This is a genomic window from Bradyrhizobium sp. CIR48 (genome assembly GCF_014198315.1).
Classification (GTDB): Bacteria; Pseudomonadota; Alphaproteobacteria; order Rhizobiales; family Xanthobacteraceae; genus Bradyrhizobium.
The window spans coordinates 742,208-755,526 of sequence record NZ_JACIHG010000002.1 but is presented as its reverse complement, the minus strand read 5'-3'; the positions used below and the strand labels follow the sequence as shown (position 1 = coordinate 755,526).

Sequence of the window (13,319 nt, the reverse complement as noted above, 5' to 3'; positions counted from 1 at the left end):
GGAGTTTTGACGTGAAGGTTCTGCTCGCTCACACACCGGAGATGCGGCGCAATTACTATGGCGATCGCAGCCTGAGCGGCCTACGCGCGGCCGCCGAGGTGATCCTGCACGAGAGCGACGAAACCCTGGACGCCGCCGGCCTCGTGCGCGCGGCGAAAGACGTCGACATCATCGTTGCCGATCGCATGACCGAAGGGCGCGGCGAGATCTTCGCAGCGCTGCCGCGTCTGCGCGCCTTCGTCCGCTGCGCGGTCGATATCCGCAACGTCAATGTGGAAGCGGCTTCAAACGCTGGCGTGCTCGTGACCCGCGCCGGGCCCGGTTTCGTGCAGGCCGTTGCCGAGCTCGCACTCGGCTTCATGGTCGATCTCTCCCGCGGCATATCCCGGGCGACGGCGGACTACCAGGCCGGCCGCAAGGTCGAGGCGCGGATGGGCCGCCAGCTCGCGGGCAGCAAAATCGGCATTATCGGTTACGGCAGCATCGGCCGTTATCTCGTCGAGGTCGCAAAGGTGCTGCGCATGGAGGTGCTGGTCGCCGATCCCTTCGCAACCGTCAGCGACGCGGCGATCCGGCAGGTCGGTCTCGACGAGCTCCTCGCCGCGTCGGACTACGTCGTCTGCCTCGCGATCGCTAACGAGCAGACCGAGAATTTGATCGGCGAAGCGGCGCTGGCCCGCATGCAGAGGCATGCCGTCTTCATCAACCTCTCGCGTGGCAATCTCGTCGATGAGCCGGCGCTGGCGCGCGCGCTGCTGGAGCATCGCATCGCCGGCGCGGCGATGGATGTCGGCCGCGCGCCCGACCAGATGCCGACGCCGGAGCTGGCGAAGTTTCCCAACGTCATCGCGACGCCACATGTCGGCGGGCTGACGCCGCAGGCGATCGAATATCAGTCGCTGGAAACGGTTCGGCAGGTCGAGGCAATCGTCAAGGGCGAGATCCCGTCAGGTGCCGTCAATGCCGACCGCTGGACGCGGCGGCCGTGAGCGGCTTCATAGCCGGTCCACCGCCCTGAACGTTCCGTCCTTCTGGATCACCGTCAAAAACACCTTCGGCGGCGCATCGATCATGCGGATGCCGACATTGACGGCGCTGCCGCTGATGTCGAAGCGGCCGACATCGTTGATGGCGCGGAGCAGGCTCGCGCGCGTCGGGTTCGGCCCGGCCCTTTCCAGCGCCGCGGCCGCAAGCCGGCCGGAGAGATAGCCTTCCAGCGACACGAAGTCCGGTGTCAGCGTCGGATCGAACGCCTTCTGCGCCGCCTGGTAGTCGGCGACGAGCTTGAGCGAGCGGTCCCATGGAAACGGCACGACCTGCGAGACGATGACGCCTTCACCCTCGGGGCCGAGTTCCTTGGCCAGCGCATTGGCGCCGACGAAGGACACGTTGACGAAGGTCGGATGGAAACCGCTGCGGTGCGCGAGCTTAATGAACTCCGCGCAGGGCCCATAGGTCCCGACCATCACGATCGCCTCGGGTTCGGCGCGCCTGATCACCCGCCAGGCTGCGGTGACCGCGCGGGTGTTGCGCTCGAACGTGCCCTCGGCGGCAAGCTCGAGGCCGCGCTTGGCGAGCGCGCGCTTGACGCCGGCCAGACCGTCCCGGCCGAAGGAATCGTCCTGGTAGAAGATGCCGATGCGGGTGAAGTGGCGATCCTCGGTGAGGTGCTTGATCCACGCCTCGGCCTCCGCACCATAGCTCGCGCGGATGTTGACGACGTTGGCAAGCTCGAGGTCGCGGAGGAATTCGGCGCCGCTGAACGGGCCGATGAAGGGAACGTTCCTGGCGCTGATGATCGGAATTGTCGCCATCGCGGTCGGCGTGCCCACCGCGCCGATCAGCGCAAACACCTTGTCGTCGTCGATCAGGTGCAGCGTCTGCGCCACCGAACGGTCGGGGTCGTAGCCGTCGTCGCGGCTGATGAGCTGGAGCTTGCGGCCGTGGACCCCGCCCTTGGCGTTGATCTCGGTGAATGCCGCGACGATGCCTTGCCGCATGCGCTGTCCAAGCGCGGAGGAGGGCCCTTCCAGCGCGGCGGCCTGGCCGAACAGGATCGCATCCTCGCTGACGCCGGCCTCGTCGGCTCTCGCCGCCAGCACGGTCGCGGCGAGGAGCGCGCTGGCCAGGACGAGGGATGTCGCTGATCGAAATCGATACATCAGGGAGTTTTGCCGAATGATGGGGAGGAGCCTTGCGCAACATATTCCTGCGAGCCTGAATAGCTCGCTAACCGGCGACGTGTCGGCAGCCCGTAGTACTCCGGGCAAAACCGGCAACTTGTTTCCAGAATGCCGGATCATTCGGGCACTTCATTAACTAATTCACGCGTTGCGGAATGGAGGGGTTCCGAAATTGTGCAGTTCTTAACCGCGGTCTTGTTCCGATAGCGGCGCCGGCACCTCAACCAGAGGTTCGGTTCGTCGCGGACAGGGGGACGGCGGCTTCAAGATGGGCGATCGCGATCAGAACGATCAGGATCGGAGGCGTATGACCGGATGGTGGCGTGCCGCGCCGCTGCTCGGGCTGTATCGCCCTGCGCTCGTCGCGGTCGGCGTCGGTCTTCTGTTTTCGGTCGTGGGCGCGGCCGCCGTGGCGCGGTGGGAGGATCGCGTCAACAGGATCGAGTTCGAGAACGCGGCCGAAACCGAAGCGATCGTCATGCAGAACGGCATGGGCGAATACATTTCCCGGCTCGTCGCGCTGCGCACGCTGTTCGAATCGACCAACGACGAGGTCACCCGCAGCGAGTTCGAAACCTTCAGCGCCCGTCTGTTCGAGCGCCATCCCGGCATGCTGCGCATCGCCTGGTTGCCGCGCGTCAACCGCAAGGAACGCGCCGAATACGAGACCGCGGCGATCGCGGACGGCGTGTCCGGCTATCGCATCAAGTCGCTCCAGGGCGCGGGCTTTGCGACGGCGCCGCAGACCGATGAATATTTTCCGGTGTTCTACTCGACCCAGCCGAAGACCTCGGCGGTCTACGGCATGGATTACGCCACCGTCCCGGAGCGCCGCGCGGTGCTGGAGCGCGCCCGCGACAACGACAAGGTCGCAGCCATTCGCACGCGCCTGTTCGAACCGAAGGAGGGCGGCCGGCTGCCCGACGTCCTCGTTGCCGTTCCCGTCTACGCCAAGGGGACCTCGCGCGATACGGTCGCGGATCGGCGCCGCAATCTGGCCGGCTTCGTGGTCGGCATCTTCGACATGCCGCTGCTGATCCAGGCAATTCGCGTCACGACCGGAGCAAGCCCCGCGGTCAGCATGAACGTCTATCCGCCTTTCACGGCGCAGATCGTCAGCCTGGAGCAGATGCTGCCGGATTATTCGTCGGCGGCCACGGCGCCGCAATCGATGCGGGACGTTGCGCGGGCGCTGCACTGGGCGGGCAGCCTCAAGATCGGCGACACCGATTGGCAGGTGCGGGCGGTTCCAACCGCCGGCGGTCCGCTGGAGACGACTTACGATCGCGCCGGCGCCGTGCTGATCGTCGGCATGCTGCTGACGCTGTCGCTGTCGACCTATCTCATGCTCGCGAGCCGCAATTCGCGGCGACTGTCGCTGGCGAACCGGCGGGTGCTCGAGCTCGCCCAGACCGACATCCTGACCGGACTGCCGAACCGCGCCTTCTTCCTCACCCGGCTCGACGAGATGAACAGCCAGCTCAGCGTGCGGGGCCTGCCGTTCTCGATCCTGATGCTCGATCTCGACCGCTTCAAGAACGTCAACGACTCGCTCGGCCACGGCGCCGGCGATGCATTGCTGCGCCAGGTAGCGCAGCGGCTGAAATCCGCCGTGCGCGCCAACGACGTGCTGGCGCGGCTCGGCGGCGACGAGTTCGCCATCATCCAGGAAACCGGCGAGGATCAGCGCGCCTGCTCGACCGAGCTGGCGGCGCGGATTGCCAAGCTCTTGACCGAACCGTTCCTGCTGCCTGGTCACCGCGTCGAGATCGGCACCAGCATTGGCATCGCCATCGCGCCGGATCACGGCAGCGATCAGGAGCAATTGCTGAAGAAGGCGGACCTTGCGCTCTATCGTTCGAAATCGGCAGGCCGCAACTGCTTCACCATCTACGACGAGGCGATGTCGGCCGAGCTCGAGGCACGCAACACGCTGGAGGGGGATCTGCGCGACGCCATCGCGCGGTGCCAGCTGGAGGTGCATTACCAGCCGTTCGTCGACGCACTCAGCGGCGCGCGGCGCGGCTTCGAGGCGCTGGTGCGCTGGCGGCATCCGACACGCGGCCTGATCCCGCCGGACCAGTTCATTTCGCTTGCGGAGGAGACCGGGCTGATCGTGCCGCTCGGCGAATTCGTGCTGCGGCGCGCCTGCGCGGATGCGGCCGGCTGGCCATCGGATCTCGCGGTCGCCGTCAACCTGTCGCCGATCCAGTTCAAGGAGGCCCGGCTGTTCGAGGTGATCTGCGCGGCGCTCGCCGATTCCGGCCTGCCGCCCCAGCGGCTGGAGATCGAGATCACGGAATCCGTGCTGCTGGAGCGCGGGGTCGAGAACCACGCCTTCATGCAGCGGCTGAAGCAGCTCGGCGTCGAGCTCGCGCTCGACGATTTCGGCACCGGTTATTCCTCGCTCAGCTATCTGACGGCGTTCCCGTTCGACAAGATCAAGATCGACAAGTCGTTCATCCGCAACCTCACCCAGCAGCCGCGCAGCTCCGCCATCATCTCCTCGATCGTGACGCTGGCGCGCGGGCTGGACATGTCGGTCACCGCCGAGGGCGTCGAGACCCGCGAGGAGTACGAGCGACTGAAGGCGCTCGGCGTCAATTTCGCGCAAGGCTATCTGTTCGGCCGCCCGCAGCCGATCGAGCGAATCCTGTTCGACGCGCCGGCCAAACCCTCGCGGCGCGACGCCGCCTGAGATCTCCCTGACGCATCTCGCTCAAGGGGCATGCGCGAAAAGCGCTTGACCCGGACATCTCCAGATGGTCGGAAGGATCGTCTAGGGATGAAATAAGCACAACATGCGGCTTCCGTTCTTCTACGGCTGGGTCGTGGTCGCCGTGACCTTCGTCACCATGGCCATCGGCGTCAACGCGCGTACCGCCTTTTCACTGTTCTTTCCTCCCATCATCTCCGAATTCGGCTGGGAGCGCGGCGTCACCGCGGGCGCCTTCTCCTTCGGCTTCGTGGTGTCTGGCGTGGTCAGCCCGCTGATCGGCCGCCTGATGGACCGCGCCGGCCCGCGCGCGGTGATGGAGCTCGGCGTCGTGCTGATGGGCGGCGGATTGCTGCTTGCGCCGCTCACCAGCGCGCCCTGGCATCTCTATGTCACCATTGGCGTCATGGTTGGTGCCGGGTCGGTGTGTCTCGGCTATTCCGGCCAGTCGCTGTTCCTGCCGAACTGGTTCATCCGCAAGCGCGGCTTCGCCATCGGCATCGCTTTTGCCGGCGTCGGCATCGGCTCGGTGACGCTGCTGCCATGGGTGCAGCACATGATCGAGCAGACCGGCTGGCGCACCGCCTGCACCGCGATGGGCCTGCTCATCCTGGTCGTGCTGGCGCCGGTCAATCTGCTGCTGCACAAGCGCCCGCAGGACATCGGCCTCGAGCCGGACGGCGATGTCGTCCCGGCCGCAGGTGCGGCCGAGCCGATCTCCAATGTCGTCGATCCCGTCTGGGTCGGGACCGACTGGACGCTGAAACGTGCCGTCGCGACCGCGCGGTTCTGGTGGATCGCACTCGGCTATTTTTGCGGCCTGTACATCTGGTACGCGGTGCAGGTGCACCAGACCAAATTCCTGCTCGACATCGGCTTCAGTCCCGGTGTCGCGGTGTGGGCGCTCGGCATCGTCAGCCTGCTCGGCATTCCCGGCCAGATCCTGCTCGGCCATGTCTCCGACCGGATCGGGCGGGAATGGGTGTGGGCGATCAGTTGCGCCGGCTTTGTGATCTGCTTTGCGGCGCTGATGGCGCTGAAGTTCCAGCCGTCGCTGTGGCTGGTCTACGTGATGGTGTTCACGCAAGGCGCGTTCGGTTACGGCCTCACCTCGATCATGGGTGCGGTGGTGTTCGAGATTTTCCAGGGCAAGCACCAGGGCAGCATCTTCGGCACGATCATGCTGGCGGCGTTGGCGGGCGGTGCCGCCGGACCGTGGGTGACCGGCTTCCTCTACGATCGCACTGGTGACTACACGCTCGCCTTCGCCATCGCGATGATCGTGAGCGCCTTGTCGGCGCTCTCGATCTGGCAGGCCGCACCGCGCAAGGTGCGGGCCGTCGCCGGCCGGCTGCACAAGCTTCACGCGGGAACCGGCGCGGATTAGTTCCGCACGCATCAAGATACCGTCGCCGTTTTCGCGGATCGTTAAGCATGCCGCCTCTTGGCGAGGAGCGATGACGCGGCAAAAAACGACTTGGACACCATCGGAGCGTTAGCGTCGGACCGCTTGCCGTAGTTTCCCGATATCGCCGGGTCAAACGATGTCCGCCTTCGATTGTCTCACTGAAAATCCGGACGTGCTGCGAGCCGCGCTCGAACGCGCCGACGATGGCGTCGTCATCGTCGATGACGCGCATCGCATCACTCATTTCAACGCCGCCGCGGAGCGCATCTGGAAGTTGGCACGCACCGACGTGCTGGGTCGCGATGCCGAAATTCTCGCCCTCAAATGCCTTCAGGCCGATCCGGTGGCCGATCTCCGGGACGAGATCAGTCTCGTGCGCCGTGACGGCAGCCGCATCAGGGCGGCTATCGCGCTGTCTTCCGTGAAAATCGGCGGCGTCAATCATTACATCCTGTTTGCGCGTGACGTCACCATCGAAGCTGAGCGCCGCGTCAGGATCGGGCTTCTCCACGCCGTCTCCGACCAGACCAACCGGGCGGTGATCATCAGCGACACCGAGCAGAACATCGTCTATGTCAATTCCGCCTTCACGACGCTGTTCGGCTACACCAACGCGGAGGCCGAGGGCCGCCGCGCTGGCGAGCTGATCGCCGGCCGGCATACCGATCGCAAGGCCATCGCGAAGCTCATCAAGCGCCTGATGCATGGCGGTCGCCGCGGCGAAGCCGAGGTGCTGGTCTACGACAAGGACGGCGAGGAGATCTGGGTCTGCGCCCGGATCGATGCCTTCCGCGACACGAAGGGCCGGGTCAAGCACATCTTCGCGCTGCTCGAGGACATCACCGAGACCAAGCAGCTGCGCTCGCTCCAGCAACTCATCATGGGCGCGCTCGCCGACGAGGTGCCGATCGGCGAGATCGCCGACAGGCTGTGCCGTCGCGTCGAGGAGATCGCGCCCCACGTGGTCTGCTCGTTGCTTCACGTCGATGCCGCGGGCCTGATCCATCCGCTCGGCGGCCCCAGCCTGCCCGATGATTATTCCCGCGCGCTGGACGGCGTGGCCATCGGCCCCGATGTCGGCTCCTGTGGCACCGCCGCTTTCTACGGCGAACCGGTGCTGGCGACCGATCTGGAGACCGATCCGCGCTGGCAGCCCTACAAGGCCATGCCGCTCGCGATCGGCCTGCGCGCCTGCTGGTCGACGCCGGTCAAGGCCAAGGACGGCCGGGTCATCGCGACCTTCGCCTTCTACTATCGAGAGCCCCGCGCACCCAGCAATTGGCACCGGCGCATCGTCGAGGCCTGCGTCAATCTCGGCGCCTTCGCGATCGAGCGCAAGGAAGCGCGCGCCGAGATCGCGCGGCTCGCCTATCACGACATTCTCACCGGGCTGCCGAACCGCGCGCAGCTGCGCCACCTGATCACCACGGCGATCGATGCCTGCCCGACCGGCAGCCATGTCGCGCTGGCCTTCCTCGACGTCGATCATTTCAAGGACGTCAACGACACGCTCGGCCACGCCGCCGGCGACGAGCTCCTGATCCAACTCGCCCAGCGCCTGCGCGAGCAGATCGGCCCCGAGGACATGCTGGGACGGCTCGGCGGCGACGAGTTCGTCATCCTGCTGCCGCAACGCAACGCCGAGAGCGCCGCGCGCGTCGCGGCCGACATCACGGAGGCGTTGGCTGCACCCTTGAAGCTCGGATCGAAGCTGATGCCGATGTCGGCCAGCATCGGCATCAGCCTCTATCCCGACCATGCCACCGACATCGACACACTGATGCAGCAGGCCGATGCCGCCATGTACATGGCCAAGCAGGCGGGCCGCTCGACCTATCGTATCTTCAGCGCCGAGATGAACGGGCTCACCGAGCAGCGGCTGGCGCTGATCGCGGCGCTCCGCCGTGCCATCGCCGAAGGCACACTGACCCTCAGCTACCAGCCGCAGATCCGCAGCTGCGACGGCGCCATCCACGGCGTCGAGGCGCTGTCGCGCTGGCGTGATGCCGTGCTCGGCGACGTCTCGCCGGCAAAATTCATCCCGCTCGCCGAGGAGTGCGGCCTGATCGAGCAGATCGGACTGTGGTCGGTGCGCGAGGCCTGCCGGCAGATGGCGAGCTGGCGCCGCGCCGGGCTCAACGTCCCTAGCGTGTCGGTCAACCTGTCGCCGATCAATTTCCGCAACGTCACGCTGGCCGCGCGGCTCAAGGACATTCTCTCCGAATACGATCTGTCGGCGGACGCCTTGATGCTGGAGATCACCGAAGGCGCTTTCATGCAGGACGGCGTCGCTGCGCTCGAGACGATGAACGCGATTCGCGAGCTCGGCGTCGGGCTCTCGTTGGACGATTTCGGTACCGGCTATTCCAGCCTCAGCCGTCTCGCGCATTTGCCGATCCGCGAATTGAAGATCGACCGCAGTTTCATGCGCGATATCGAGCGTGACGCCGGCGCGCTCGCGATCGCCACCGCCGTGGTGCGCGTCGGCCAGGGCCTCGGCATGACCGTCGTCGCCGAGGGCGTCGAGACCGAAGGCCAGCGCAAGACCCTGGCCGAGCTCGGCTGCGACGTCGTGCAAGGCTTCTTCTACGCCCCCGCACTTCCCCCCGTGGCGTTCGAGCGCTGGCTGATCGAGCACTGCGCCGAGCAGGCGAGGGCGATGCTGGGGCGGCTGGATGTTGCGCCGGCAGGCAGCGACGCCGTAAGGCGGTCGGCTTAGGGGCCGCGCCGAACACAGGGTGCGAACTCACTCATGCGGTGAGTACGCACCCCCGGCTCTAACCCGACGAGCGGTTAGTAGTCCCAGAAGGCTGGCACCCAGCGAAAGTGGTCGCCGTCGACCGCGACCCGTCCGATGGACGGGAACGGCATGTGCGTGGCGACGAGGAGTTCTTCGTTCGCCGCCAGCTCGCGCAGAAGACGGACCCGGACGCGGGCCGCCTCTTCGGGATCATGCTCGAAGCCGTTGTGCCAGTCGGGGTGGTCGAACCCGACAGTGAACACGGCGTCGCCGGCGAATGTCAGCCGATCGCCGCCTGATGCCAGGCGGACCACGCTGTGCCCGGGGGTGTGGCCACCGGTGCGCGTGACCACCACGCCCGGTGCCACCTCGTGCTCGTCCTCGAAGGTACGCAGCTGGTTGTGGTATTCTTTCGCGAACCGCTTGGCGGTCGCCCGAAGCGCGTCCGGGAATCCCGGCGGCATCGAGACGTGGGAGAAATCGGGCGCCTCCCAGAATGCGACCTCGGCGGCTGCCACGTGGATGCGCAGGTCCGGGCGCAGCCGCTCCTTCACCTCGTCGACGAGCAGCCCGCCAATGTGGTCCATGTGCATGTGCGTCAGCACCACGTCGGTCACAGACTCAAGATCGATACCGGCGGCTTCCAGTCGCTTGCTCAACTGGCCGGCCCGCGGCAAGTGCAAGTCCGGGTCGGATCCTAGTCCGGCGTCGACGAGGATGGTCCGGTCGCCGCTACGCACCACGACCACGTTCAGCGCCCAATCGAACGCGTCCGGCGGCAGGAACATGTCCTTCAGCCACGCCGCGCGGACGGCCGGGTCGGCGTTGTGGGCCAGCATCGCGCCTGGCAGCGTCAGTACGCCGTCGCTGATCACCATCACGTCGATCTCGCCGATCTTCAGCGCGTAGCGCGAAGGAACCAGCTCTTGGGACCCCGGCTTGCCGGGGCGTGTGGTGTGGTGCAGGTTCATGTTCGTCTCCTCAGTGTTACGGATCGTCTGGTTCATCTTGAAAGCTCCTTCGTTCTGCCTTGACGCAGTTCAGTAAGTGACCGCGCGTCTGCCGTGGGCAGTGCGGTCAATGCCTTGAGGTGTTCGGAGATTGGGGCGTTCTGGGGCGACCTGATCCAACACGCGGTTAGTAGTCCCACCAGGTCGGGACCCAACGAAACAGGTCGCCTGCGGTCGCTACCCGGCCGATCGACGGGAACGGCATGTGCGTGGCGACGAGCCACGCGCCCGTCTCCGCCAGCTCGCGCATGAGCCCGATCCGGACGCGGGTCGCCTCCTCGGGATCGTGCTCGAAGCCGTTGTGCCATTCGGGATGATCAAACGAGACCGGGAATATGGCATCGCCGGCGAACATCAGCCGGTCGCCGCCGGACGCCAGGCGGACCACGCTGTGCCCGGGGGTGTGACCGCCGGTGCGCCTGACGACCACGCCCGGCGCCACTTCGTGCTGCTCCTCGAAAATGCGCAACTGGCTACGGTATGCGTCCAGGAACTGGCTGGATGCGCGCCGAGCCAAGTCGGCGAGCGCGGGCGGCATGGCGGTGCGGGAGAAATCGGGCGCTCCCCAGAACTTGACCTCGGCCGCAGCCACGTGAATCCGCAGGTCCGGACGCAGCCGCTCTTTCACCCCGTCGACGAGCAGCCCGCCGACATGGTCGAAGTGCATGTGGGTCAGCACCACATCGGTCACCGATCCAAGATCGATGCCGGCAGCATCGAGTCGCGAGCCGAGCTGCCCGGCTCGCGGAAAGTCCGGGTACTCCACACCGAGCCCGCTGTCGATGAGGATGGTCTGGTCGCCGCTGCGCACCACGACTTCGTTCAGCGCCCAATCGAACGCGTCGCGCGAAAGGAACATGTCGTCCAGCCACGCGCCTCGTGCAGCCGGGTCGGCGTTGGTGGCCATCGACTCCGCGGGCGGTGTCAACACGCCATCGCTGATCACCATCACGTCGATCTCGCCGACACGGAGCGCATAACGCGACGGAACCAGCTCGTCGGACCGCGCTCTGTCGAAATGTGTGGTGTCGTGCAGGTTCATGTTCGTCTCCTTTTGAGCGTGAGAGATCATCTGATTCATCTTTGAGACTCCTTTGTTCGCATGTGGATTGTTGAGGGGCTGCAGCGGGCCGCGCCCGCAGGAGCGCGGCCGTCATCAGGTGGGCGTCTAGAGATCAGTCACGCGTTCCGGATCGGCTGACGCGAGCGCGGCGGCACGCTCGGCGCGCGGCGGATAGATCCAGACCGTGTTGATCTCCCGCTTCGTCTTCTTGGCGACGTCGCCGACCATCTCGACGTTGCGCTCCCAGCCGCGCGTAAACAGCGCGCCGGCTTCGCCGAGGTCGAGACAGGTGACATAGGTTTTCTGGTGGTAAGGCCTTGTCGCAAGGCCGAGCAGCTCGGCTGCGGCATTGTTGCCGGCGAAGGCGCCCATCCGCGTGGCGTGCTGGCACGACATCAGCGCGTAATTGCCCTCGTCGTCGCAGGCCGCACGCGCCGCATCGCCGGCCGCGAAGACGCCCTGAACGCCTGTCACCTGCAGGCAGCGGTCGACAAGCAACCGGCCGAAACTGTCGCGCTCGGCGGGAATCTGCGTCGTCAACGGCGCGGCGCGAATGCCCGCCGCCCAGATCACGGTCTCGGTTTCGATGTGCTCGCCACTCGATAGCGTGACGCCGGATTCATCGAGCGAGGCGACGCCGGCGCCGATCCGTGTCTCCACGCCGACCTTGCGCAGGGCTTCCTCGATGACCGGGCGGGGGCCTGCGCCCATATCGGGCGCGATCGCATTGTTGCGCTCGACGATGATGACGCGAGTCTTTGCGCTCGTGCCGAGGATTTCGCGAAGCCGCGCCGGCATTTCGGTGGCCGCCTCGATGCCGGTGAAGCCGCCGCCGGCGACGACGACCGTGTCGCGCCCGTTCCTGGCGGGCCGCTTGGCGAGGCCATGCAGATGCTTGTCCAGCGTGATCGCATCCTCGAGCGAATCGACGCTGAAGCCGTGCTTGGCGAGACCCGGGATATTCGGGCGAAACAGCCGGCTGCCGGTGGTCACGACGAGGCGGTCGTAAGAGAGCGTCTTTTTCGTGCCCTTCGCCGTGGCGATCTTGACCATGCTCGATTTGGTGTCGACCGTCTCGGCAATGCCTTGCACATAGCTGACGTCGATGGCCTCGAGCACGTCGAGCAGGGGTGCCGTCAGGGTCTCGGGCTTTCGTTCATAGAGCCGCGGGCGAACCACGAGCGTCGGCTCGGGGGCAACCAGCGCGATCTCGAGCTGCTCTGGCGAGACGCCCTGGATCTCGCGCAGGCGGGCGGCGGAAAGGGCGGCGTACATGCCGGCAAAGCCGGCGCCGATGATGACCAGTCGCATGAGTTTACTCCTTGATCTCTGCGTTTTCGATCTCTGCGTTTCGAAAGTCCGTGCGCGCGCCCGTCGCTGCTCCGCTTGAGGCAGCGTCCGGTGACGGCACGAAGAGGTGAAGTGAATCGCCGGCCTTAAGGCGCGGCGCAGCGCGACAGCGGCGAACTCGATGGCCAGCCTTGGTGCAATGAACTTTGGCGTAGCCAACCTTGACGAAAGACGACCGGCTGAGTCGTCCTCGGGCCCCAGTCCTGGTAGGGAAGACCGGAGCCATCCCGGGTCATGATGGACACCAGCGGGTAGGTCGGATGCATGGCTTGCGCCGGAATCTCGACCTGCTCGCCCGTCGCCGACGTGAAGCGAACGGCCAGCGAGAGTCCGTACAATGTTGCGGTTGCAAGGCCTCGGCGTCGCGAAGCGATCACCCGCCGGCTGATGAAGTTTTTCCAGGTCATCTTCGGTCTCCGTCGATTGGTCTGGCACGGTGATGGTCTAGCGGATCGAATCTGCCGCCGCGCCAGAGCGATTGCCGTGGTTGCATCGCGATTGCTGCTAACGCTTGTGCCTGCGCCAGTCGCTCGGGCTCTCGCCGGTCAGCTTTTTGAAGGCGACTGCGAATGCCGTTTGCGAGGAATAGCCAAGCGCAGCTGCGATCGAGACGATCGAATCGTCGGAGTCGCGCAGCATCTTCATGGCCTGCTCGAGCCGGTGCTGGCGCAGCCAGGCATGCGGTGAAAGTCCAGTGCTTTCCTCGAACGCGCGGCGGAAATGGAAGCGGGACAGCCCTGCATCCGACACCAGCGCGGCGAGTGACAGGTCCGCCTCGACTTCGAACCGCAGGCGCTGGATCGCGCGGTTCAGTGTCGTCGCTGACAGTCCGCCGATGACGGACCGGAT

Annotated in this window: 9 protein-coding genes and 1 pseudogene; 4 read left to right on the top strand and 6 right to left on the bottom strand. The window is 66.0% G+C overall.

The window, feature by feature from the left end:
• Positions 1-11: 11 nt before the first annotated feature.
• On the top strand, positions 12-989 hold the full coding sequence (locus GGD66_RS09955; RefSeq protein ID WP_183257538.1) for an NAD(P)-dependent oxidoreductase: 978 nt from the start codon (positions 12-14) through the stop codon (positions 987-989).
• A 6-nt stretch (positions 990-995) separates the two neighbouring features.
• Here the strand turns inward: GGD66_RS09955 and GGD66_RS09950 are convergent, their stop codons facing one another.
• Entirely contained in the window at positions 996-2,162 is a 1,167-nt protein-coding gene (locus GGD66_RS09950) for an ABC transporter substrate-binding protein (protein WP_183257537.1), read from the bottom strand.
• A 328-nt stretch (positions 2,163-2,490) separates the two neighbouring features.
• Here GGD66_RS09950 and GGD66_RS09945 point away from each other — a divergent pair, with 328 nt between their 5' ends.
• The 3 genes from GGD66_RS09945 (at position 2,491) to GGD66_RS09935 (ending at position 9,026) form a co-directional block, all read left to right on the top strand.
• A complete protein-coding gene (locus GGD66_RS09945; RefSeq protein ID WP_246788800.1) occupies positions 2,491-4,881 on the top strand; it encodes an EAL domain-containing protein in 2,391 nt (796 codons plus the stop codon).
• 103 nt (positions 4,882-4,984) lie between these two features.
• Complete coding sequence (locus GGD66_RS09940) at positions 4,985-6,286, top strand: MFS transporter (RefSeq protein WP_092253379.1); 1,302 nt, start codon at positions 4,985-4,987, stop codon at positions 6,284-6,286.
• A gap of 157 nt (positions 6,287-6,443) precedes the next feature.
• Positions 6,444-9,026: an EAL domain-containing protein gene (locus tag GGD66_RS09935; protein WP_183257535.1), complete on the top strand. Its 2,583-nt coding sequence runs from the start codon at positions 6,444-6,446 to the stop codon at positions 9,024-9,026.
• Between the two features lie 74 nt (positions 9,027-9,100).
• On the opposite strand, the gene GGD66_RS09930 is transcribed toward GGD66_RS09935, so the two are convergent.
• From GGD66_RS09930 to GGD66_RS09910, 5 genes and pseudogenes are all read right to left on the bottom strand, one after another.
• Positions 9,101-10,054 carry an MBL fold metallo-hydrolase gene (locus tag GGD66_RS09930; protein WP_183257534.1) on the bottom strand — a complete coding sequence of 318 codons (954 nt, stop codon included), beginning with the start codon at positions 10,052-10,054 and terminating at the stop codon, positions 9,101-9,103.
• A 130-nt stretch (positions 10,055-10,184) separates the two neighbouring features.
• On the bottom strand, positions 10,185-11,138 hold the full coding sequence (locus tag GGD66_RS09925; RefSeq protein WP_183257533.1) for an MBL fold metallo-hydrolase: 954 nt from the start codon (positions 11,136-11,138) through the stop codon (positions 10,185-10,187).
• A gap of 87 nt (positions 11,139-11,225) precedes the next feature.
• Positions 11,226-12,431, bottom strand: a complete 1,206-nt coding sequence (locus GGD66_RS09920) for an NAD(P)/FAD-dependent oxidoreductase (RefSeq protein ID WP_183257532.1) — start codon at positions 12,429-12,431, stop codon at positions 11,226-11,228.
• A gap of 125 nt (positions 12,432-12,556) precedes the next feature.
• Positions 12,557-12,877 (bottom strand): hypothetical protein, encoded by a 321-nt coding sequence (locus GGD66_RS09915; RefSeq protein WP_104463432.1) that lies wholly within the window; start codon positions 12,875-12,877, stop codon positions 12,557-12,559.
• Between the two features lie 97 nt (positions 12,878-12,974).
• A pseudogene (locus tag GGD66_RS09910) lies at positions 12,975-13,310 on the bottom strand (helix-turn-helix transcriptional regulator); the annotation flags it as partial.
• Between the last annotated feature and the right edge of the window lie 9 nt (positions 13,311-13,319).